Source organism: Ancylobacter sp. TW_SC_1 (genome assembly GCF_056836805.1).
Genome location: NZ_CM166365.1, coordinates 1,892,764 through 1,915,569, shown reverse-complemented (window position 1 = coordinate 1,915,569; position 22,806 = coordinate 1,892,764). Strand labels below are relative to the sequence as shown.

16 protein-coding genes and 1 tRNA gene are annotated in these 22,806 nt (G+C 67.6%); 8 read left to right on the top strand and 9 right to left on the bottom strand.

The features are described 5' to 3' along the window. Window positions 1–2: 2 nt before the first annotated feature. Window positions 3–1,847 (bottom strand): M3 family oligoendopeptidase, encoded by a 1,845-nt coding sequence (locus tag AC1PZ7_RS08795; RefSeq protein WP_482359095.1) that lies wholly within the window; start codon window positions 1,845–1,847, stop codon window positions 3–5. Between the two features lie 150 nt (window positions 1,848–1,997). Between AC1PZ7_RS08795 and AC1PZ7_RS08790 the strand changes: the two genes are divergently transcribed. After that, the gene (locus AC1PZ7_RS08790) at window positions 1,998–2,696 is read left to right on the top strand and encodes a histidine phosphatase family protein (RefSeq protein ID WP_482359094.1); all 699 of its coding nucleotides are present in this window, start codon (window positions 1,998–2,000) and stop codon (window positions 2,694–2,696) included. Between the two features lie 67 nt (window positions 2,697–2,763). On the opposite strand, the gene AC1PZ7_RS08785 is transcribed toward AC1PZ7_RS08790, so the two are convergent. Continuing rightward, on the bottom strand, window positions 2,764–3,042 hold the full coding sequence (locus AC1PZ7_RS08785; protein WP_482359093.1) for a hypothetical protein: 279 nt from the start codon (window positions 3,040–3,042) through the stop codon (window positions 2,764–2,766). A gap of 174 nt (window positions 3,043–3,216) precedes the next feature. On the opposite strand from AC1PZ7_RS08785, the gene AC1PZ7_RS08780 reads away from it, so the two are divergent. Further along, window positions 3,217–3,468, top strand: a complete 252-nt coding sequence (locus AC1PZ7_RS08780) for a hypothetical protein (protein ID WP_482359092.1) — start codon at window positions 3,217–3,219, stop codon at window positions 3,466–3,468. 326 nt (window positions 3,469–3,794) lie between these two features. Next, window positions 3,795–5,318 carry a putative bifunctional diguanylate cyclase/phosphodiesterase gene (locus AC1PZ7_RS08775; protein ID WP_482359091.1) on the top strand — a complete coding sequence of 508 codons (1,524 nt, stop codon included), beginning with the start codon at window positions 3,795–3,797 and terminating at the stop codon, window positions 5,316–5,318. A gap of 143 nt (window positions 5,319–5,461) precedes the next feature. On the opposite strand, the gene AC1PZ7_RS08770 is transcribed toward AC1PZ7_RS08775, so the two are convergent. Together AC1PZ7_RS08770 and cpdR are read right to left on the bottom strand one after the other, a co-directional pair. Next, window positions 5,462–5,536: transfer RNA gene (locus tag AC1PZ7_RS08770), tRNA-Val, on the bottom strand. 99 nt (window positions 5,537–5,635) lie between these two features. Next, window positions 5,636–5,995 (bottom strand): cell cycle two-component system response regulator CpdR, encoded by a 360-nt coding sequence (cpdR, locus tag AC1PZ7_RS08765; RefSeq protein ID WP_482359090.1) that lies wholly within the window; start codon window positions 5,993–5,995, stop codon window positions 5,636–5,638. Window positions 5,996–6,298: 303 nt separating this feature from the next. On the opposite strand from cpdR, the gene AC1PZ7_RS08760 reads away from it, so the two are divergent. Then, window positions 6,299–7,180 (top strand): N-formylglutamate amidohydrolase, encoded by an 882-nt coding sequence (locus AC1PZ7_RS08760; protein WP_482359089.1) that lies wholly within the window; start codon window positions 6,299–6,301, stop codon window positions 7,178–7,180. A gap of 1,698 nt (window positions 7,181–8,878) precedes the next feature. Continuing rightward, on the top strand, window positions 8,879–9,664 hold the full coding sequence (gene hisN / locus AC1PZ7_RS08755) for a histidinol-phosphatase (protein ID WP_482359088.1): 786 nt from the start codon (window positions 8,879–8,881) through the stop codon (window positions 9,662–9,664). Here hisN and AC1PZ7_RS08750 read toward each other — a convergent pair whose 3' ends face one another. Together AC1PZ7_RS08750 and AC1PZ7_RS08745 are read right to left on the bottom strand one after the other, a co-directional pair. Continuing rightward, window positions 9,665–10,615, bottom strand: a complete 951-nt coding sequence (locus AC1PZ7_RS08750; protein WP_482359087.1) for an alpha/beta fold hydrolase — start codon at window positions 10,613–10,615, stop codon at window positions 9,665–9,667. 137 nt (window positions 10,616–10,752) lie between these two features. Beyond that, window positions 10,753–11,139, bottom strand: a complete 387-nt coding sequence (locus tag AC1PZ7_RS08745) for a hypothetical protein (protein WP_482359086.1) — start codon at window positions 11,137–11,139, stop codon at window positions 10,753–10,755. Window positions 11,140–11,404: 265 nt separating this feature from the next. Between AC1PZ7_RS08745 and AC1PZ7_RS08740 the strand changes: the two genes are divergently transcribed. Continuing rightward, the gene (locus tag AC1PZ7_RS08740) at window positions 11,405–11,881 is read left to right on the top strand and encodes an Hsp20 family protein (RefSeq protein WP_482359085.1); all 477 of its coding nucleotides are present in this window, start codon (window positions 11,405–11,407) and stop codon (window positions 11,879–11,881) included. 131 nt (window positions 11,882–12,012) lie between these two features. Here the strand turns inward: AC1PZ7_RS08740 and AC1PZ7_RS08735 are convergent, their stop codons facing one another. After that, window positions 12,013–12,951 (bottom strand): hypothetical protein, encoded by a 939-nt coding sequence (locus AC1PZ7_RS08735; protein ID WP_482359084.1) that lies wholly within the window; start codon window positions 12,949–12,951, stop codon window positions 12,013–12,015. Window positions 12,952–13,364: 413 nt separating this feature from the next. Between AC1PZ7_RS08735 and gltB the strand changes: the two genes are divergently transcribed. Next, a complete protein-coding gene (gene gltB / locus AC1PZ7_RS08730) occupies window positions 13,365–18,104 on the top strand; it encodes a glutamate synthase large subunit (RefSeq protein WP_482359083.1) in 4,740 nt (1,579 codons plus the stop codon). Window positions 18,105–18,352: 248 nt separating this feature from the next. Continuing rightward, window positions 18,353–19,777: a glutamate synthase subunit beta gene (locus AC1PZ7_RS08725; RefSeq protein ID WP_482359082.1), complete on the top strand. Its 1,425-nt coding sequence runs from the start codon at window positions 18,353–18,355 to the stop codon at window positions 19,775–19,777. Between the two features lie 116 nt (window positions 19,778–19,893). Here the strand turns inward: AC1PZ7_RS08725 and AC1PZ7_RS08720 are convergent, their stop codons facing one another. Both AC1PZ7_RS08720 and AC1PZ7_RS08715 read right to left on the bottom strand, forming a co-directional pair. Further along, window positions 19,894–21,327 (bottom strand): SGNH/GDSL hydrolase family protein, encoded by a 1,434-nt coding sequence (locus tag AC1PZ7_RS08720; protein ID WP_482359081.1) that lies wholly within the window; start codon window positions 21,325–21,327, stop codon window positions 19,894–19,896. 80 nt (window positions 21,328–21,407) lie between these two features. Further along, window positions 21,408–22,778 (bottom strand): lytic murein transglycosylase, encoded by a 1,371-nt coding sequence (locus AC1PZ7_RS08715; RefSeq protein WP_482359080.1) that lies wholly within the window; start codon window positions 22,776–22,778, stop codon window positions 21,408–21,410. Window positions 22,779–22,806: the final 28 nt, after the last annotated feature.

Here is a 22,806-nt window from a genome sequence, read left to right as displayed (position 1 = left end):
CCTCAGGCCTCTTCCATCGCCTCCAGCTCGGCGATCATGCGCTCGATCAGGTTGAGGCCGGTCTGCCAGAAGGCCGGGTCGCGCGCATCGAGGCCGAAGGGCTTGAGCAGCTCGGAGTGATGCTTGGTGCCACCCGCCGCCAGCATGGCGAGGTAGCGCTCGGCGAAGCCCTCCGAGGCGTTCTCGTAGACCGCGTAGAGCGAGTTCACCAGGCAGTCGCCGAAGGCGTAGGCGTAGACATAGAACGGCGAATGGATGAAGTGGCCGATATAGACCCAGTAATTCTCGTAGCCCGGCCCGAAATGAATGGCCTCGCCGAGGCTCTCGGCCTGCACCTCCATCCAGATCTTGCAGATGCGCTCGGCGGTCAGCTCGCCGTTCTTGCGCTCGGTGTGGATGCGCCGCTCGAAGGTGTAGAAGGCGATCTGGCGCACCACCGTGTTGATCATGTCCTCGACCTTCGAGGCCAGCATCGCCTTGCGCGCGCGCGCATCCGGCGCCGCCGCCAGCAGCCGGCGGAAGGTCAGCATCTCGCCGAACACCGACGCCGTCTCGGCCAGGGTGAGCGGGGTCGGCGCCATCAGCGCGCCGTTGGGCGCGGCCAGCACCTGGTGCACGCCGTGGCCGAGCTCATGGGCGAGCGTCATCACGTCGCGCGGCTTGCCCATGTAGTTGAGCAGCACATAGGGGTGCGCCGAGGGCACGGTGGGGTGGGCGAAGGCGCCGGTGGCCTTGCCCGGCCGCACGCCGGCGTCGATCCAGCTCTTGTCGAAGAAGTCGCGGGCGATGTCGGCCATGCGCGGGGAGAAGGTGGAATAGGCGCCGAGCACGGTGTCGCGCGCCTCGTCCCAGCCGATGGGACGGGTCTCGACCTTGGGCAGCGGCGCGTTGCGGTCCCAGTATTCCAGCTTCTCCTTGCCGAACCACTTGGCCTTCAGCTTGTAGTAGCGGTGCGCCAGGCGCGGATAGGCGGCGTGCACGGAGGAGACCAGCGCGTCGACCACCTCGCGCTCGACGCGGTTGGCGAGATGGCGCGAATCCGCGATGTCCTCGAAGCCGCGCCAGCGGTCGGAGATTTCCTTGTCCTTGGCGAGCGTGTTGGTTACGAGGGTGAACAGGCGCAGATTCTCGCCGAACACCTTGGCCAGCGCCTCGGCGCCGATCTTGCGCTTCTCCTCGTCGGACTCGGCGAGGAAGTTCAGCGTCTGCTCCAACGGCAGGATCTCGCCGGCCACGTCGAAGCGCAGCCCGGCGATGGTCTCGTCGAACAGCCGGTTCCACGCGCCGCGTCCCGTCACGCCCTTCTCGTGGAAGAGCTGCTCGATGCGGTCCTCGAGCTGGTAGGGCTTCTCGGCCCGCACATCCTCGATCCAGGGGCGGTACTTGCCGAAGGCCGGAACGGCCAGCGCCGCCTCCATCTTGGCGTCGTCGAGCCGGTTGAGCTCCAGCGTGAAGAACAGAAGATGCGTCGAGGCGTCGGTCAGCTTCTCCTGCACGTCGCCGTAGAACTTGGCGCGCACCGGATCGGTGGTGTCACCGGAATAGACCAGCCCGGCATAGGAATAGAGCCGGCCCAGCAGGTCCTCGATCTTCTCGTAGCGCGCGACGACCGCCGCCATCTGCCCGCCCGCGTCCGGCGCGTCGAGAATGCCGGCGAGCTTGCCCTTGTAGGCCTCCTCGAAATGCGCCGACTCGGCGGCGACGCTTGCGAGATCGGCGTGAAGCTCCGGCGCGTCGAGCGCGGGATAGAGGTCCGACAGGTCCCATTGCGGGAGATTGCCGAACGCGGCGGCGGAAGCCTCGGGAGAGCGGGGCACGAAGGCGAGACGATCGAAACGGCGCAGCATGATCACTCCGGAGGTAATGTGTCGTGGCAGTGATATCGTGCGGGCCGGCACGCTATCAACCGTCACGCGCGCAATTGGCGGGCGTCGCAGACATCGCAGGGGGAGACATTGACGGCATTGAGGATCACGTCGCGGCGCCGGTTTCTGGCCATGCTCGCCGGGTTGATCTGTCTGGGAACCGCGCTGGCGGAGGCGGCGCCGCGGCGCATCGTGCTGCTGCGTCATGGCGAGAAGCACAATGCGCTCAGCCTGTGCGACATCGGCAGGGAACGCGCCCGTGCGCTGGCCGCCCAGTATCTCAACCCGACCAGCCCGATGAGCCTGCTGCGCAGCCAGCCGCCGGACGCGATCCTCGCCATGACGCTGCACACGCTGGAAACCGCGCGGCCGATCGCCCGCGCCTGGGACCTGCCCATCAAGACCAATCCGCTCATGCTCGTGCCGATCCGCAATGATCGCCATTTCAACGCGCTGCTGAACGCCGAGAATCGCCGCGTGGCGCACGACCTGCTCAGCAATCCGCGCTGGCACGGCAAGACGGTGGTCATGGTGTGGGAGCACTTCCATATCGCCAGCGCGGCGCTGGAACGGGAGTTTGCCGGGCAACAGGCGACGCTGCGCCAGCTTCTCAACCTCGACAAGATAAAGGGCGTGCCCGGCGGGGTGCCGAAGACCTGGCCCAACAGCAACTACAATTTCTTCTGGGTCCTCACCTATGACCGGCCGGACGACACGGTGCCGAGCCGCTTCGAGGTCATCCGGCAGTATTTCGCCGAACCCTACGCAAACCTTCCCTCGAACGGCTGGGGCAAGCCCGAGCCATTGCCGCCGGGCAGCAACTGCAGCTGAAACAAAAAAGGCGCCCCGAAGGGCGCCAAGTTCAAGATCCGGACTGGGGGGTGCATCGGAATGCACCTCAGTCGAAGCTGCGCTTCATCCGCTGCCAGGGCGAGTTGCTGCCCTCATAGAGCGGGGCGAAGAACGGCCTGTACAGCGGCGTATCCCGGGTCTGGCGGACCTGCTGCTTGCGGATGCGTTCGTGCTCGCGCACCTGATTGCGGTCCACGCTGTCGCCGACGCGCTGCCCGTCGCGCGGACCCACCGACGTCGCCACGGCAGGCACCGCGCCCAGAAGCATCGTCACGGCGGCCAGCCCAGCAATGCTTGCGGTAACATTTCTGCTCTTCTTCATCATGATTACCTCCCATGGGGGTTGATCGAAACGACAACGCCCAGGAATCGGGATCGTTCCCCGAACTACAAAAGAGGTACTTTCGGGTGGACGGGATAATGCTTCCTCTCGGACGCGATAAAATGCACCGTCGCCGATGGAACTTTCCGCCGGGCAGATCGTAGGAGGGCTATGAACGTGAAATCGAATCCCCCCGCCCTGACGCCGCCGCTGAAATTGCGCGACGGCGCCGCCGGTGTTGCGATCGCCACGCTGGACGAGGCCCTCGCCTTCGCCGAGACCCATCCCCACCCCCGCGGCGATTATGAGGGAATGATCCGTCGCCTGCAGGGGGCGCACAGCACGGAGGAGATGATCGAGGCGGCGAATGCGTTCAACTGGTGGGCACAATCCAACGACCTGCTGGTCGAGCCCGGCCGATCGACCTAGGCATCGGCTCGACAATGCTCAGGCGGCATCCCTTCTTCGTGGAATCCAGAGGGAAATCGATGCGCCGACGGCCTCTCGCCGCCCTGTCGAACAATACGATATACGGTATCGTGAAACCTTTATGCCAGGAAGCTCGTCTCCTCCAGGCATCGTCCGAATGTTCACGGCGCATCCACGGCTTCGGCCCGCGCCGGTAGCGCCAGACGGGACATCATATGGCTTGCCACACTCCGCTTTCGCGTCGCATCCTGCCCGCACAGTGTCGACAGAAACCGCAGTCCCGGAAGCGGCGTGGATTTGTCTGGCGAGCGAACCGGGTGTGAAGAATGAACAAGGCGGTCAAGGATGCCCTGATCTTCGCGTTGGTCGGCGGCGTCGGTTTCGTGCTCGCCCTCTATTTCGATCTTCATAAATCGCTTCACGGCACATTCCTGTTCGGCGACGAGTATGCCGTCGACGAAGCCATTCTGGCCCTGCAGGTGATAGGGATCTGCGGTTTCATCTACGGGCTGCGGCGCATCTTCGACCTCCGGGCGGAAATCGCGCGCCGCACGATCGCCGAAAAGCGCGCGGAATTCCTGGCCTTTCACGACATACTGACGGGCCTCGCGAACCGCCATTTCGTGGAGGAGCGCCTGCCCACGCTCATGCGCGTGCAGCAGCTCAAGGCGGTTTTCGCCATCGACCTCCACGACTTCAAGCGCGTGAACGATCTTGCCGGGCACAAGGGCGGCGACCTTCTGCTGCGGACGGTGGCCGACCGCCTTCGCAACGCCTTCCCCGACGACATCGTGGCACGTACCGGCGGCGACGAATTCCTCATCATCGTCACGGAGGATCATTCGGAAGAGATGGGCCAGCTGGCTCAGAAGATCATCGCGCTGCTGCGCCTACCCTCGGAGATCAACGACGTGGCGGTGGAGGTCGCCGTCTGCATGGGATCGGCCGCCATCGCCGCGCCCGACCAGATCAAGGCGGCGATCGCCCATGCCGACCTCGCCTTGGGGGAAGCCAAGCGCCGCGGGCGCAACCAGCACTGCGCCTACACGCCGGAACTCGGCCACGAGCTGGCCGGGCGGCTGGAACTGGAGAGCATGCTGCGCGAGGCCATCGCCGCGGACCGGATCGATGTCCATTTCCAGCCGCTGGTCCGGCTCGCGGATCGCTCCGTCTACGGCTTCGAGGCGCTGGCCCGCTGGACGCGGCCGGACGGCCTGATTGTCCCTCCCGATGTCTTCGTCGCCATCGCCGAACGCGCCGGGCTGATCAGCGACCTGTCCACGGGAGTGCTGCGCAAGGCCTGCCTCCAGGCGTTGAGCTGGCCGACCCATATCATGCTCTCGTTCAACGTCTCGCCGCTTCAGCTCACCGACGTCTGGCTCACCGAACGCATCCTCACCGTTCTTCGGGAAACCGGCCTCCCGCCGAAGCGGGTCTCCATCGAGATCACCGAGACCGCGGTCGTGGAGGAACTCGACCGTGCGGTGACGGCATTGGAGCGGCTGCGCGCGGCGGGCGTGCGTATCGCGCTCGACGATTTCGGCACCGGCTATTCGAGCCTCGCGCAGCTCGCCAACATCCCGTTCGACAAGATCAAGATCGACCGTCGCTTCATCCAGAGCTTCCTCGACAACGACAAGCAGATGAAGATCGTCCGCTCGATCGTGAATCTCGGCCAGGGCCTCGGCGTCGCGACGCTGGCCGAGGGCGTGGAGACGGAGGAGCAGTATCTGCAGCTGCGGCAGCTCGGCTGCGAGCTCGCCCAAGGCTACCTGTTCGCCCGGCCGATGCCGGCCGCGGAGGTCACCACCTATCTCGCCTGCGCCTCGCCCGACAGACAGACGGCCTGACGCCATCCGTTTTTCGGGGCGCGGGATGGCGCACGCCGTCCACCGGCGTCTGTGACCCGCGAAATGGTGAAGAGGATGGCTTGGATGTCGTCCGGCGCGGCGTTGGTCGCCAGGCGCGGCGTCGCGGTTGAACCGGAAAGGAATGGTGGGCGCGACAGGGATTGAACCTGTGACCCCCTCGATGTCAACGAGGTGCTCTCCCGCTGAGCTACGCGCCCATTCCGTGGTCTCTTGCGAGCGGGGCTCCCCTATATCGGGAACCCCGCGCCGGCGCAAGCCGGGGAATGACGGCTGTGGATGACGCCGCCGATCCGCGTTCAGGCCGCCAGCATCTTGCCGACCTCATTGACGAGATCGCGCAGGTGGAAGGGCTTCGACAGCACCTTGGCGTCCTTGGGGGCCTGGCTGTCGGCGTTCAGCGCCACGGCCGCGAAGCCGGTGATGAACATCACCTTGATGTCCGGATCGAGCTCGGTGGCGCGGCGCGCCAGCTCGATTCCATCCATCTCCGGCATCACGATATCGGTGAGCAGCAGTTCGAACGGCTCCTCGCGCAGCCGGTCATAGGCCGATCGGCCATTGTCGAAGTCCACGACCTCGTAGCCCGCATTCTGGAGCGCCTTGACCAGAAAGCGGCGCATGTCGGTATCGTCTTCGGCGAGCAGGATCTTGAGCATCCCGGGCATCCTGATTCCTTGAAGCGGCCGCCCCGCGCCAATTCCCCTGAATCGGCGGCGAGGCTCCGGCCGCATGCACGTTTCACTTGGGTACCCCGGCGCCTCTTAGCACATCGTGAACGCCGGAGGCTTCGCGCACGCATCCTGGCGGGAGCAGCCTCGCACTTACGTGTTCATGAAACGGTCACCGACGCTGCGCGCCCGCATTCCGCCCCGCAGGCCCGCATGTTAGAGAATTCGGTGAAGGGCGTGCACGACGTCTCGCCGTCTGAGAGATACCCGGCGCGAGGAGCGGATTGAGGAATGATGGCCGTCTTAGCTGACACGATCGATCCGGCATTCGAGATTGTGCAGCCGGCGACCCTCAACGCGCCGCTCCTCTTCAACTCGCCCCATAGTGGAATCGTCTATCCAAGGGACTTCGTGGAGCAGTCGCGGCTCGATCTGCCGATCCTGCGCCGCTCGGAAGACACGCTGGTCGACACGCTGTTCCACGACGTGACGCGTCTGGGCATGGGGTTCATGCGGGCGCACTTCCCGCGCTGCTATCTCGACGTCAACCGCGAACCCTACGAGCTCGACCCGCGCATGTTCGACGGGCGCCTGCCGGCCTACGCCAATACGCGCTCGATGCGCGTCGCCGGCGGCCTCGGCACCATCGCCCGCATCGTCGGCGAGGCGCAGGAAATCTATGGCCGCCGGATTCCGGTGGATGACGCCATCTCGCGCATAGAGACCCTCTACAAGCCGTATCACCGCACGCTGCGCCAGCTGATGGTCCAGATGCAGCGCACCTTCGGCATCGCGGTGCTCGTCGACTGCCATTCGATGCCGTCCGGCTGCCAGCGCGATTCGCGCATCGACATCGTGCTCGGCGACCGCTACGGCACCAGCTGCGCTCCGATCATCCCCGACATCATGGAAGCCGAGCTGCGCCGGCGCGGCTATTCGGTGGCGCGCAACAAGCCCTATGCCGGCGGCTTCATCACCGAGCATTATGGCAATCCGGCCTCCGGCATGCACGCGGTCCAGATCGAGATCAACCGCGCGCTTTATATGCATGAGGCTACTTATCAGCCGTCCGACAGCTTCGAAATTGTGCGTAGCGACCTGCTCGACATGGCGCTGGCGCTGTCCCGCATCGCCCATCTGGAACTCGCGCCCATCCGCACGGCGGCCGAATAACTCTATTTTATCAAATACTTAACCGGTACCCCGCGGAAAATTGATGGGGTGATGCAAAAAACCGCATAAGAGCCTTGCATTTTGGACATGCGACCTATACCAATTCTGCACGCTCGGTTCCGGGCTGACAGTTCCCTTTCCGATTGTTCGGGTTTGACCGCAGATAAAGCGGGAGGGAGATGTCGGCCCCGGTGATCAGGCCGCCCCTTGAGAGCGGTTGGACACATAGCGAAGACGACCACGCAAGATGGCAAAGCCACGGCGGGCGCATTTTCGGTCCAGCGCAAAAGAAAGAGGCCGCTTACGCAGTGCGCAAGCGGCCCAAGTCTAGGGAGGAAACGCCCAAGGAGGGCTGTACGGAGCGACGCCAATCGCTGCGTACGAGTGCAAGATGTAGGTGCATTGCGGAATAATCAAGGCAGCACCGGCATTTTCTGGCATACCAAATACAAATGAGCTTCCGTTGTGGCATTAATGTCGCAAACGGCGGTGCCAAGGCACCGGCAAAGGCGGCTTCCGCCTTGACGGGCGTTGACGGGTCGGCCGGGGGGTCGCGACACGTCAACGCCCGTTTTGCGTTTCGAGCCCTGGATTTGACCTATCGCCGGAATTTGCCGGGCGCCGACTCGCGAGCGCCGATGGCGCGGGATTGCGCGGCCGGCGCAGGCCGGCGCAGACCGGCGACGCCTGAAGTACGTCCTCGTCGACCCGTCGACGCATTTTCCAGGCGCGACGTTCGATCAAGGTTCGCGAAAAAGGCTCCAGCCCACGCCGGATCGACGGCCCTCCCCCGCCTTCGCGACAACGATGCCGCCCGACATCGCCTGACGCCGCGCCCGAGGCCACGTGCATCGGCCCTGGGGGCCGGTCCCGTCTCCCGCTCCCGCGTATCGCTCCCGCCCGGCGACGCGCCTGTCACGCACGCACGGTGACGTACGTCGCGCAACGCGAATACCGCGAGCGCCGCCGTCCATTCCGAAACCAAAGGGCTGAAAAAGAAAGGGGCCGCTCGCGTTGCCGCAGCGGCCCAAGTCTAGGGAGGAAACGCCCAAGGAGGGCGGCGGTGGCGCAACGCCAATCGCGCTACCGCAACGCAACATTCATAACGCTGCGACGCACACTTGGCAAGCACGATACGAAAGAAACGAAACCGACAATTGGTCGCAGGCGCTCAAATGATGACATTCGCGCTTGTCACGCGCCATTGATGTGCGAAGCCCTGTCGATGTCCTGGCCACCCGCCACGCGGGAACGCCGAGGCGATCAGAGCCGGGCGACACGCCGGCGCGACGAAGCCAACGCGCCGCAGCTCGTTCGAAACAGCCTTTAATTTCAATCTATTGGCGAAAAAGAAAGGGGCCGCTCACGTTGCCGGAGCGGCCCAAGTCTAGGGAGGAAACGCCCAAGGAGGGCGGCGGTAGGGCAACGCCAATCGCCTTACCGCGCTGCAATAATATGGCAGCTTCGCTTCCCGATAGCAACGACCCTGATTGCTCATTTCTTGGACTTGCTGGAATAGCAGCCATGCGCGGAGCGCGGGGCGAACTGACGGGCGCCCCTCAGCGATACGCGCATCTGCGCCGCACGCGACAGGCGCGAAGCGGCGCCGTGGCGATTGCCGAGCCCGCCCGCGCCCGATATGCGTTGGCCCGACCGGCACCGTGCGCCGGCGGGTGGCAGCCGACAGGAGCGTGGCCGATGAGTGCGGTGGACTTCGAGAGTTTCGTGCATGAACTCGCCACGGTCTCGGGCCAGGCCATCCTGCCCTTCTTCCGCACCGCGCTCGGCGTCGAGGACAAGAGCCGGGGCGCGGCCTTCGACCCCGTCACCGCCGCCGACCGCGCCGCCGAGCAGGCCATGCGGACCCTTATCCGCCGCACCTTCCCCAGCCATGGCGTGCGCGGCGAGGAATTCCCCGATGACGGCATCGACGCCGATTTCGTGTGGGTGCTCGACCCGATCGACGGCACGAAGTCGTTCATCTGCGGCATGCCGGCCTGGGGAACGCTGATCGGCCTGTGCCGGCAGGGCCAGCCGGTCTACGGCATGATGCACCAGCCCTTCATCCGCGAGCGCTTCTATGGCGACGGCGCGCAGGCGCGCTATCGCGGGCCGGCGGGCGAGCGGCGCCTCGCCGTGCGCCCCTGCGCCAGCCTGGGCGAGGCGGTGCTGATGACCACGAGCCCGCTGCTGATGGATCTGGACAACCGCGCGCTCTACACCGAGGTCGAGAAGCGCGTTCGCCTGCCGCGCTATGGCGGCGACTGCTACGCCTATTGCATGCTCGCCGCCGGCCATGTCGACCTCGTCATCGAGACCAATCTCAACGACTTCGACATCGTGCCGCTGGTGCCGATCGTCGCGGGCGCGGGCGGCATCGTCACCAATTGGGAAGGCGGCCCGGATCTTTCCGGCGGCCGCGTCGTCGCCTCGGGCGACCGCCGCGTCCACGACGCGGCGCTGAGAGTGCTCAACGGCGGCTGATCAGGCCGCCGCGCCGCTGCCCGGGATGAAGGCATCGAAGGCCGCCAGCAGCGGCTCGCGGAAGACGTCGCGCTCCTGCAGCAGTTCATGCCGCGCACCGGGGATCACCACATGCGCGCCGGCGATCAGCCGCGTGCCGAGATACTCGATGCTCGGGGTGGACACGATACTGTCCGCCCCCGCCCCGACCATCAGCAGCGGCTGGCGGATCGCCCGCGCGGAGGCGGGGTCGGCGAGGGTCTCCATCAGGTCGAAGGCCGCCTTCACCCAGCCGATGGTCGGCGGGCCGACATCGAGCTGCGGCTGCTCCATGTTGATGGTCAGGTTGCGCGCGAAGCGGGCGCGGTCGGAGGTCAGCCGGTTGCCGTCGAAATGCACCTCGTGCAGCGGCTTCATGCGCCGCGTCGGCACATAGGCTTTCGAAAGGCCGAGCCGCGCCAGGAAGCGTGCCAGCCGGCGCGCCGCGACGTCGTGCTTGACCAGCGACAGGTCCAGCATCGGCGCGACAAGGAACATGCGCGCGAAGAAATGCCCGCCGCGCCGGGCGTGGTCGAGCAGGATCGACGCCCCCATCGAATGGGCAAGGGTGAAATGCGGTCCAGGCATGTCCGGCAGCACCGCCTGCTGCATGAAGGCACCGAGATCGCGCTGATACTCGGCGAAATTCCCCACATGCCCCTTCATGGGGTTGGCGAGCAGCCGCTGCGAACCGCCCTGCCCGCGCCAGTCGAGCGCGGCAACGGCAAAATGGCGGCGCCGGAGATCGCGCACCGTCTCGAAATATTTCTCGATCTTCTCGGTCCGGCCGGGAAACACGCAGACCGTGCCGAGGCACATGCCGTTCTCCGGCCGCCAGCGGGCAAAGCGCAGCCGCACGCCGTCCGAGGTCGTCACGGCGCCGCATACCGCGCCCTCGGGCACGGGGTTGTCCTTGGTACTGTGGAGGATCATTTCGAGCGGCATGTTCCGGCGGGCGTTGACGGTCGATCCTGCGGCTTATACCGGAGCCGCGCCGCTCCACAAGGCGCAAGCGGCATCGAAGGCAGGCGCCACAAGGGGCGTGCGAAGGGGCGCGCGCGCCGCCGGCATCAGTAGCGCTTGTCGCCGAAGCCGATCACCTTCATGCCGCTGATGGCGCCCGAAACCCCGTCGACCACCACCTGCACCCGCTCCCCGCGCGGGCCGTTAGCCTCCAGAAGGATAGTCGCGCCCCGCCGGCGGATCACCGATATCTTGGAGAAGCCCCGCCCGGACAGCATGCGCACCGCCGCGTCCGCGTCCATCTGGCCGCCTCCGCCGCCGCGCGGGGCGGGTGGCGCGTCATAGGGGGCGTAGGGGCCCGGATTGGGCGTATAGGGCCCCGGCGCCGGACGGTAATTCTGCGCGAACGCCGCCGTCCCGCCCGGCGACCCGGGCGGGAGCTGGCCCAGCAGCAGTCCCATAGCGACGATCAGCACCGCCGATGCTCGCGCCATCACGCAACACCGTCCTTCGAATCCGGCGAGTATCGAACCTTCATTTCCTTAAGAACAGTGCACTGAACGTCGACCGAGCCGGTCGTTCATTTTCCGTTCATCTTCGGCCCCGGCCGACGTCGCGACATCTGCCGCCCCTCCCCTTGCGCAGAGCAAAGCCATGCCTATCTCGAAGTCGTACCGGCCGGATGGCGGTACACGAACCGGGTCCGGCTCAGATGAGAGGACCCTGGCCCCTGCATGTCGCTTAACGTGAGGATATGCCATGCGTACGTTTGATCTTACCCCCCTGCACCGCTCGACTGTCGGCTTCGACCGGCTGTTCTCCCTGCTCGACCAGGTCAACAATGTCGAGACCGGCACCACCTATCCGCCCTACAATATCGAGCGGACCGGCGAGAATTCCTACCGTATCACCGTCGCGGTAGCGGGCTTCACCGAGGACGACCTCACCATCGAGGTGAAGGAAAACGGCCTCTCCATCCGTGGCGACCGCAAGGTCGACACCTCCGCCAAGTCCGGCGAAGTGCTCTATCAGGGCATTGCCGCGCGCGCCTTCGAGCGCCGCTTCCAGCTCGCCGACCATGTCGAGGTCCGCGGCGCCAACCTTGCCAACGGCCTGCTGCATGTCGACCTCGTGCGTGAAATTCCCGAGGCGATGAAGCCCCGCACGATTCCGATCGCCGCCGGTGCTGCCACGCCCCGCACGATCGAGGCGAAGACGACGGCGAAGGCCGCGTGAAGGCCGGCGGCCGGCACTCTCTCCCTGTGGGATAGAGAGCCCGGCACGCACCTGCCGACGCATGAGAAGGACGCCCCGGACCACCGGGGCGCCCTTTTTTGTTGCCGTCGCCCGCGCGCGATGTCCGCCGGCTACTCCGCGGCCGGAGCCGGCGGGCTTCCGGTTCCCCGCACCACGACCGAGGCGGTGCCGGCCGGGGTGTCGCTGCCCGTTCCCGTCCCGGTTCCCGTTCCGCTGCCGACGGCAGGCGGTGCGACGGCGGGCGGCGGCACGCTGGTTTGGGCCTCGGGACCGCTCCTGGGTGAAGACGTCTCGGCCTGCGCCGCCGGCGTCTCCTCACCCGGCGTACCGGCGGCGGGCGCCTGCGCGTCCGCATCGGGCGCGGTGCCGGGCGGCACGGCTATGCCGGGAATGACCCGCACCGCCGTCCCCGCCGGAGCCGCACCGGCCGCGGGGGAATCGGCGGGCCCGGCCTGGGTCGGAGCGGCAGTGGGAACGGCCGCCGCGGGAACGGCCGGCGCGGGATCGGCCGCCGGCTTGGCAGCCGCCCCCATGTCCGGCGCGCCGGACGAGCCCGGCACGGCCGGATCGGAGGGGGCGGGAGCCGTCACCGTGGCGATCTCCGGGGGACGCGCCGGCGGCAGCGGCGGAACGGCAGGCAGTGGCGGTGGCGCCTGACGGGCAACAGGGGCCTGACCGACCGGATGCATGGCGATGACGCGCCCGTTGAAAGCGTCGATGCGCACGCGCACGCGCCTGCCGGAGCGGTCGGTGGCGTCGACCACATAGGTATCGCCGTCCACGCGGGCGCGACCAATTGCCGTCATGCCCATGGAGCCCAGCATCGGATTGATGTCGGCGAAGGGAAAGCGCCCGGGCGTCCGGTAGACCGGCGGCGGCGGGTAGTAGCCGCCAGGCGGAAACGGCTCGTAATAGCGCTCGACATACACCCCGCCGAACGGCCGGAAATAGAATTCGGCCTGCGCCGGAAAGCTGGCGATCGCCGCCAGGGCGGCCAGCATCGGCATGGCGGCGGGCGGCAGGCGCATCGGCGCGCGCGGCGTCGACATCGAAGGCTCCAATCAACATTGACGACCCACCCTAGCGGAAACCGCAAATGCGGCGCCGACAAGACCCGGCGCCGGCATTCCGGCGTGGATGGCGGCGGCCGTCACGGGCGCAACGGCATTGCGCGCCGGCGCGCGGCGCCTTACCGTTCCTTTCGCCGGACGCACCACCTTCGCAAGAAGCGAGAAAAAACGCCCTGGCCATCCCATGCGCGGCGCTTGTGCGCGGGCGTCAATTCTGGCATGTTCGCGATTGATAGGGCAGCCATGCTGTCCTATAATTCATTGACTCGTGCCCATGCAGGGGCATGGCACGAAGGATGCTAGCGTAGGTCGGCGAGCGTGCACGCCTTGCGGGAGAGCGCCCCGCGAGAGTTGTCCGTGTCGGCGCCGGGCGGAATGCGACCCTTGAGGGAGTGACGGGAATGAACGAGGAATTGGGCGGCGCTGCCGCGCGCATGATCGGCGAGGGTTCGGTTCGTCCGGCCGCGACGGATCGCGCCGCCACCAAATCCATTTCCCATGTCGATCCGGGGTTGCCGGCCGCGCAGGGTCTGTACGACCCGCGCAACGAGAAGGATTCTTGCGGCGTCGGCTTCATCGCCGACATCAAGGGCCGCAAGTCGCACCAGATCGTTCAGGACGGCCTGAAGATCCTGCTGAACCTCGAGCACCGCGGCGCGGTCGGCGCCGACCCGCGCGCCGGCGACGGCGCCGGCATGCTGGTCCAGCTTCCGCATCGTTTCTTCGTCAAGGAAGCGGCCAAGCTCGGCTTCGATCTGCCGGAGCCCGGCCATTACGCCGTCGGCCACATCTTCATGCCGCACGACGCCGAGGGCCAGGAGATCATCCGCTCGACCATGGAGCGGGTCATCGCCGAGGAAGGCCAGGTTCTGCTCGGCTGGCGCGACGTGCCGACCGACAACACCTCGCTCGGCCACACCGTGCTGCCGACCGAGCCGAAGCACGTCCAGGTGCTGGTCGGCCGTGGCGAGGCGGTGGCCAGCGAGGACGATTTCGAGCGCCGGCTGTTCGTCCTGCGCAAGGTGATCTCCAACGCCATCTACTCCGCCAAGGACCCGCGCACCTCGGGCTATTACGTCGTGTCGCTGTCCTGCCGGACCCTGGTCTACAAGGGCATGTTCAACGCCGACCAGCTCGGCGCCTACTATTCCGACCTGCACGATCCGTCGTTCGAGAGCGCGGTGGCCCTCGTCCACCAGCGCTTCTCGACCAACACCTTCCCGGCCTGGTCGCTGGCCCATCCCTACCGGATGGTCGCGCACAATGGCGAGATCAACACGCTGCGCGGCAATGTGAACTGGATGGCGGCCCGCCAGGCTTCCGTCGACAGCGAGCTGTTCGGCAACGACATCTCCAAGCTCTGGCCGATCTCCTATGAGGGCCAGTCGGACACGGCGTGTTTCGACAACGCGCTCGAATTCCTCATCCAGGGCGGCTACGAGCTGCCCCACGCGGCGATGATGCTGGTGCCCGAGGCCTGGGCCGGCAACCCGCTGATGAACGAGGAACGCCGCGCCTTCTACGAATACCACGCCGCCATGATGGAGCCGTGGGACGGGCCGGCGGCCATCGTCGCCACCGACGGGCGCCAGATCGTCGCCACGCTCGACCGCAACGGCCTGCGCCCGGCGCGCTATCTCGTCACCACCGACGACAGGATCGTGCTCGCCTCGGAGATGGGCGTTCTCACCTTCCCCGAGAGCGAGATCGTCACCAAGTGGCGCCTGCAGCCGGGCAAGATGCTGCTGGTGGACCTCGAAGAGGGCCGCCTCGTCCCGGACGAGGAGGTGAAGACCACGCTCGCCAAGGCGCATCCCTACAAGGAGTGGCTGAAGCGCACCCAGCTCGTGCTGGAGGAACTGCGTTCCGTCGAGGCACGCGAGGTGCGCACCGACGTGTCGCTGCTCGATCGCCAGCAGGCCTTCGGCTACACTCAGGAAGACCTCAAGCTGCTGATGGCGCCGATGGCGACCACCGGCCAGGAGGCGGTCGGCTCCATGGGCTCCGACACGCCGATCTCGCCGCTGTCGAAGAAGTCGAAGTCGCTCTTCACCTATTTCAAGCAGAACTTCGCGCAGGTCACCAACCCGCCGATCGATCCGATCCGCGAGGAGCTGGTGATGAGCCTGGTCTCGTTCATCGGGCCGCGGCCGAACATCTTCGACCTCGAAGGCAATTCGCGCCGCAAGCGGCTCGAGGTGCGCCAGCCGATCCTGACCAATGAGGACCTGGAGAAGATCCGCTCCATCGGCTTCATGGAGGAGCGCTTCGACACCCGCACGCTCGACATCACCTACCCCGCCGACAAGGGCGCGGCGGGCATGGACGATGCCGTCGAGCGGCTGTGCGAGCGCGCCGAGGCGGCGGTGCATGGCGGCTACAACATCATCATCCTGTCCGACCGGCTGGTCGGGCCGGACCGCATCCCGATCCCGTCGCTGCTGGCCACGGCTTCCGTGCACCATCACCTGATCCGCAAGGGCCTGCGCACCTCCGTCGGCCTCGTGGTGGAGACCGGCGAGGCGCGCGAGGTGCACCATTTCGCCTGTCTCGCGGGCTATGGCGCCGAGGCGATCAACCCCTACCTCGCCTTCGAGACGATGATCGACATGCGCGTCGACATCCCCGAGGAGGTGTCCGAGGACGAGATCGTCAAGCGCTTCATCAAGTCGATCGACAAGGGCCTGCTGAAGGTCATGTCGAAGATGGGCATCTCGACCTACCAGTCCTATTGCGGCGCGCAGATCTTCGACGCGGTCGGCCTCAACCAGGACGTGATCGAGAAGTACTTCTTCGGCACCGCCTCCTCCATCGGCGGCATCGGCTTGGCCGAGATCGCCGAGGAAACCGCGATGCGCCATCGCGACGCCTTCGGCGACGCGCCGGTCTACCGCACCGCGCTCGACGTCGGCGGCGACTATGCCTTCCGCCTGCGCGGCGAGGAGCATGCGTGGGACCCCGAGACCGTCGCCGTGCTCCAGCACGCGGTGCGCGGCAATGCCCAGGACAAGTACCGCCACTTCGCCGAGCTGGTGAACGAGGCCGGCGCCAAGACGCTGAACATCCGCTCGCTGTTCCGCATCCGCGACGCGGAGGAGGTCGGCCGCGCGCCGATTCCGCTCGACGAGGTGGAGCCGGCGGTCGACATCGTGAAGCGCTTCGTCACCGGCGCCATGTCGTTCGGCTCGATCTCGCGCGAGGCGCACACCACGCTCGCCATCGCGATGAACCGCATCGGCGGCAAGTCGAACACCGGCGAAGGCGGCGAGGAGGCCACCCGCTTCAAGCCGCTGCCGAACGGCGACAGCATGCGCTCGGCGATCAAGCAGGTCGCCTCCGGCCGCTTCGGCGTGACGGCGGACTACCTCGTCAATGCCGACATGATCCAGATCAAGATGGCGCAGGGTGCCAAGCCCGGCGAAGGCGGCCAGCTGCCCGGCCACAAGGTCGACGCGGTGATCGCCAAGGTGCGCCATTCGACCCCGGGCGTCGGCCTGATCTCGCCGCCGCCGCACCATGACATCTACTCGATCGAGGATCTCGCGCAGCTCATCTACGACCTGAAGAACGTCAACCCCGAGGCCGATATCTCGGTGAAGCTCGTCTCCGAGGTCGGCGTCGGCACGGTCGCGGCCGGCGTCGCCAAGGCGCGCGCCGACCACATCACCGTCTCCGGCTTCGAGGGCGGCACCGGCGCCTCCCCGCTCACCGCCATCAAGCATGCCGGTTCGCCCTGGGAGATCGGCCTCGCCGAGGCGCACCAGACGCTGGTGCTGAACAATCTGCGCGGGCGCATCGCGCTGCAGGTCGATGGCGGCCTGCGCACCGGGCGCGACGTGGTGATCGGCGCCCTGCTCGGCGCCGACGACTTCGCCTTCTCGACCGCCCCGCTCATCGCGGCGGGCTGCATCATGATGCGCAAGTGCCACCTCAACACCTGCCCGGTCGGCGTCGCCACGCAGGACCCGGTGCTGCGCAAGCGCTTCAAGGGCGCGCCCGAGCACGTCATCAACTACTTCTTCTTCGTCGCCGAGGAAGTGCGCGAGCTGATGGCCTCGCTGGGCGTGGCGAACTTCAACGAGATGATCGGCCACTCCGACTGGCTCGACCAGCGCGAGGCGATCGAGCACTGGAAGGCCAAGGGCCTCGACTTCAGCCGCATCTTCGCCAAGCCGGATGTCGGCCCGGAGGTCGCGGTCTACCACACCGAGCGGCAGAACCACCCGATCGCGCATGTGCTCGACCGCACGCTGATCCATCAGGCCATGCCGGCGCTGGAGAGCGGCGAGAAGGTGGTGATCCACACCGGGATCAAGAGCATCAACCGCTCCGTCGGCGCGATGCTCTCTGGCGAGGTGGCCAAGCGCTACGGCGACACCGGCCTGCCCGACGACACGATCGACATCCATCTGACCGGCACCGCCGGCCAGGCCTTCGGCGCCTTCCTCGCCACCGGCGTCTCGATGACCCTGGTGGGCGAGGCCAACGACTATGTCGGCAAGGGTCTCTCGGGCGGGCGCATCGTCGTGCAGCCGGCGGCCGACAGCGCCATCGTGCCGGAGGAGTCGATCATCGTCGGCAACACCGTGATGTACGGCGCCACCTCCGGCGAGTGCTACTTCCACGGCGTCGCCGGCGAACGCTTCGCGGTGCGCAACTCGGGCGCCATCGCGGTGGTCGAAGGCACCGGCGACCATGGCTGCGAGTACATGACCGGCGGCATCGTCGTGGTCATCGGCCAGACCGGGCGCAACTTCGCGGCTGGCATGTCCGGCGGCGTGGCCTATGTTCTGGACGAGGACGGCACCTTCAAGAAGCGCTGCAACCTCTCCATGGTCGATCTCGAGCCGGTGGAAGAGGAAGAGGACCTCATGGAGCGCCTGCACCACCATGGCGGCGACCTGGAGTTCAAGGGCCGCATCGACATCATGGCGGATATGGGCCGCCACGACGAGGAGCGCCTGCACCAGCTCATCGCCAAGCACCTGCACTACACGGGTTCGAAGCGGGCGCAGACCATCCTCGACAACTGGGCCGAATATCGCGGCAAGTTCGTCAAGGTGATGCCCGTCGAGTACCAGCGGGCGTTGCGCGAAATGGAGAAAATGCGCGGCCTGCAGGCGGCCGAATAGCCGCCTCTGCACCGATCGCGCGCCATCCCGGCCAAGCCCGCAGGGCGCCGAGCCGGGATCGCTCTCCCCAGGAGGACGATCCCGGACACCGCCTCGCGGCGGTTCCGGGATGACGGCGGACGGTGTCGAGACAAGCAGCTTGGCGCGGCGGTGTGCCGCGCCGTCATTTTCCAACTGGCATGTTTGATGTATCTGGCACCGGAGGTGGAATGCCTCCAAGGTGGCGGTGCTCCGCGAAAGAGGGCGCAATGGGTAAGGTTACGGGCTTTCTCGAAATCGATCGGCGCGAGGCGAAGTATCAGCCGGCGTCCGACCGCATTCGCCATTTCCGCGAGTTCACCCTGCCCCTGCCGGACGCCGAGGTCGCCAACCAGGCCTCGCGCTGCATGGATTGCGGCATCCCGTTCTGCCACGGGCCGAACGGCTGCCCGATCCATAACCAGATCCCGGACTGGAACGACCTCGTCTATCACGGGAACTGGGAGGAGGCGGCGCGCAACCTCCACTCCACCAACAACTTCCCCGAATTCACCGGCCGCATCTGCCCCGCGCCCTGCGAGGAGGCCTGCACGCTGAACCTCGAGGACGTGCCGGTCACCATCAAGACGGTCGAGCAGGCCATCGCCGACAAGGCGTGGAAGGCGGGCTGGATCAAGCCCGAGCCGGCCGCGCACAAGACCGGCAAGAAGGTCGCGGTGATCGGCTCCGGCCCGGCCGGCCTTGCCGCCGCGCAGCAGCTCGCCCGCGCCGGGCACGACGTGCACGTGTTCGAGCGCGAGCCCAAGGCCGGCGGCCTGCTGCGCTACGGCATCCCCGACTTCAAGATGGAGAAGCACTATATCGACCGCCGCGTCGCCCAGATGGAGGGCGAAGGCGTCACCTTCCATTACGGCGCCAATGTCGGCGTGACCACGCCGCTCGACGAGCTGCTCGACGCCCACGACGCGGTGCTGATGTGCGGCGGCTCGGAGACCCCGCGCGACCCCGGCCTGCCGGGCCAGGAGCTGGAGGGCGTCCACTACGCCATGCCCTATCTGGTGCAGCAGAACCGCCGCGTCGGTCGCGAGGACGTCGGCAGCGAGCAGCCGATCCTCTCGGCCGGCAAGCATGTGGTGGTGATCGGCGGCGGCGATACCGCGTCCGACTGCGTCGGCACCTCCTTCCGCCAGGGCGCGCTCTCCGTGCACCAGCTCGACATCCGCCCGGTGCCCCCGCTCAAGGAGGACAAGCTGGCGGTGTGGCCGTACTGGCCGACCAAGTTCCGCACCTCCTCCAGCCAGGCCGAGGGCGCCGATCGCGAATTCTCCGCCGCCACGCTCGGCGTCGAGGGCAAGAATGGCCGCGTCACCTCGGTGAAGTGCGCCCGCGTCGACGCCCGGCGCCAGCCGATCCCCGGCACCGAATTCCACATCAAGGCGGATCTGGTCTTCATTGCCCTCGGCTTCGCCCATCCCGTGCATGAGGGCATGCTGGAGCAGCAAGGGCTGGCGCTCGACAAGCGCGGCAATGTGCACGCGAGCGACCTCGACTACGCCACCAGCGTGCCGAAGCTGTTCGCCGCCGGCGACATGCGGCGCGGCCAGTCGCTGGTGGTCTGGGCGATCCGCGAGGGTCGGCAGGCGGCGCAGTCGATCGACACCTATCTGATGGGCAGCTCCGTCCTGCCGCGCTGAACGGCGGCTCCCCAGCGCCTCGATCAAGCCGGGCCGGCCATGCCGCGCCCGGTTTTTTCATGCCGCGCCCGACTTTTCATGCCGCGCCGGTGCCGTGCGTCGGCGCGCCTGCGCCGTCAGGGCGTGGCGGTGCCGGTACCGGCCGGCGTTGCCGCCGCATCCGGCGCAGCATGCGGCACCGCACCCGGCAGGGCCGTCTCCGGCATGGGCGGAACGAGCGGCTCGGTGCTCGCCGCCGGCTGCCCCGCCGGCCAGCGGAAATCGTCCGCACGACCGGCGACCGCCGGCAGCGGACCGCCGCTGATGAGGACGCTGGCAGGCTCGGGGGTGTCGGCGGCGGAGGTCGCGGCCTGCATGATGTCGCTCCCCGCCGGCGTTCCGGGCGCCCCGGCGAGCGAACGGGCCGTTCCCGCCGATCCGCCGGTCAGCAGGATGATGGAGGGGCGCGCGTCGACAGGATCGGCGGTCGCGGCAGGCAGGTCCTGGCCGGACATGAGGTCGTCCAGCTTCTGGTCGACGAAGAAGGCCAGCTTGCGGGCGCCGGCCCGGGTGAAGCCGACCCCGTCCGCCGTGCGCAGGCGCCGACGCTGGCCGTCGACTGCCGGGCCCGACGTCATGAACTTGCCGTTCTCGTCCACAAAGCCGTCCGTCACGTCCACGAAGATGAAGCCGGCCCGCTCGACCGTTTCCTTGAGCATCGCATTGAACCGGGCGATCTGCTCGCTGCGGGCCTCGTCCTCGACCGGCGGCAGGCCGACCACGACCACCGAGCGCCGCTGCAGCTTCAGCGCCATCAGGAACTCATCGAGGCGGCGCCCATAGAGTTCGCGCCAGCGGTCGTCGAACAGCTCCATCCGGCCGGCCGGATCGACGATCGGCCCGAGATCGTTGCTGCCGGCCATGACGACGATGACATTGGGCTGGTCATTGCCCGCCGGGAGCTGCCGCGCCGTCGCGATCAGGTCCACCCGGCTGCCGGGCGCGAAGCCCGCTCCGTCCTCGGACCGGCCAACCACGGCGGCCCCCTCGCGGTCCGCCGCGAAGGCGTCCGCCAATCCCTGCGCCAGCGGGCCGGCCTGCTCGTCGCCGAGCACCAGCACGACTTCCTTGGCCTTCTCGGCGTCGCCACGCGCTTCCGTCACCGAGGTGAACACCTTGCCGCGCGGATCGGCCGGCTGCTGCGCCACCACGGGCGGCGGCGGCAGGACGACGTCCGGAGGCCGACGGGCGCGACCCACGCCACCGCCACCGCCACCGCCGCCGAAAAGGTCGATCAGCGGCTGGAACGGCGACCAGGCGCGGCGCGGCGCCGGCTGCTGGACATTTCCCTGCGGGCGCTGCTGCTGGCGGTTGGTCTGGCGCGACTGCTGTCGCTGCGGGCGGTTCGGTGATTGGGCGCGGGGCTGCTGCGACTGCCGGGCATTGGATTGTCCGATATCGGCCGGCGGGCGGAACCAGTCGCTCTGGGCCTGGGCGAGCGAACAGCCGGCGACCAGCACGCCGACCACCGCCAGCGCCTTCAGTCCGAGCCGGTGTCCGCGCGACCGCATGAGCCGTTCCCCGATGGCGATACGCCTGCAGCGGTGAACCATTATCGCGGCCGTTTCAAGACCCCCCGGGCGTGGCCGCGTCAAGAACCGTCGCGGGCGCGCAGACTCTCCAGCACCTCGCCGGTCGCCATGCCGTCCGGCAGCATGCCGACGCTGACCTGATATTCGCGCACGGCCACGCGCGTCTTCTGACCGACGGCGCCGTCATGCGGACCGACATCATAGCCGCGCGAGGCGAGGCGCTTCTGCAGTTCCGAGCGCTCCTGCCGCGACAGCATCTTCTGGTCTTCCGGCCAGGGCTGGACGAACGGCCCGCCGCCACGGATGCGGTCGGCGAGATGGCCGATGGCCAGCGCATAGGCGTCGGCGGGGTTGTAGCTGAGGATGGCCTTGAAGTTGCCGGTCATCAGGAAGGCCGGCCCCTTGGCGCCCGCCGGCAGCAGCAGATAGGCCATCTCGTCGCCGTCCGGCATCGCGCGCCCCTCGGGGCGCCGCACGCCGAGCGCCCACCATTCGCGCATCGGCTTGCGCAGGTGCTTGTCGGCCAGCAGGTAGTTGAAGCGGCGCGGCAGCACGACCTCGTAGCCCCAGCTGCGCCCGGCGACCCAGCCGCCGCGCTTCAGCTTGTTGGCGGTCGAGCCCATCGCGTCGGCGACCGAATCGACGACATTGCGGTGGCCGTCGCCGTCGAAATCGATCGCGTCGCGCTGGAAGGCGGTCGGCATGAACTGGGTGAGGCCGAACGCGCCTGCCCAGGAGCCGCGCAGATGGCTCTCGGGAATGTCGCCCTTGTCGAGGATGCGCAGCGCGGCAACGAACTCGTCGCGGAAATAGGCCTGCCGGCGGCCGACGCAGGCGAGCGTCGCGGTGGCCTGCAGCACGGGATAGGAGCCGCGCGCGCTGCCGTAATTGGTCTCGATGCCCCAGATCGCGGCCACCACATAGGGGTCGACCCCATAGGTCCGGCCGACGGATTCGAACACCGCCGCGTTCTGCGCCATCGCCTCGCGTCCCTTGCGGATGCGGGTCTCCGACACGAGCATGGTGACGTAGTCGCCGGCGGTGCGGCTGAACTCCGGCTGGGTTTCCAGCTTCTTCATGATGCTCATGTCGGGCGTCAGCCCGGCGGTGTAGCGGCGGAAGCCGGCGGCGGAGACGCCGGCGGCGCGCGCCTTCGGCTCCAGCCCGGCAATGCAGCGACCGAAATTCGCCTCGGCCCGCGCCAGCGCCTGCGGCGCCATGTCGGGATGGGTCGAGGTCGACGCCGTCGCCGTCGGCGCTTGCGGGCGGGCGGCCTGACGCACCGGCGCCGCCGCCGGCGCGGTGAAGGCGCCGGTGATGTCGTCGGAACTCGCGCAGCCGGCGAGACCGAAGCAGACCAGAGCGACGCTGGCGACACCGCCCATGCGGCGGCCGGCATGCTCCCGGCCGGAGACCGTGCGATGACTCATGACGCAACCCTAACGCAGTTCCAGGCGA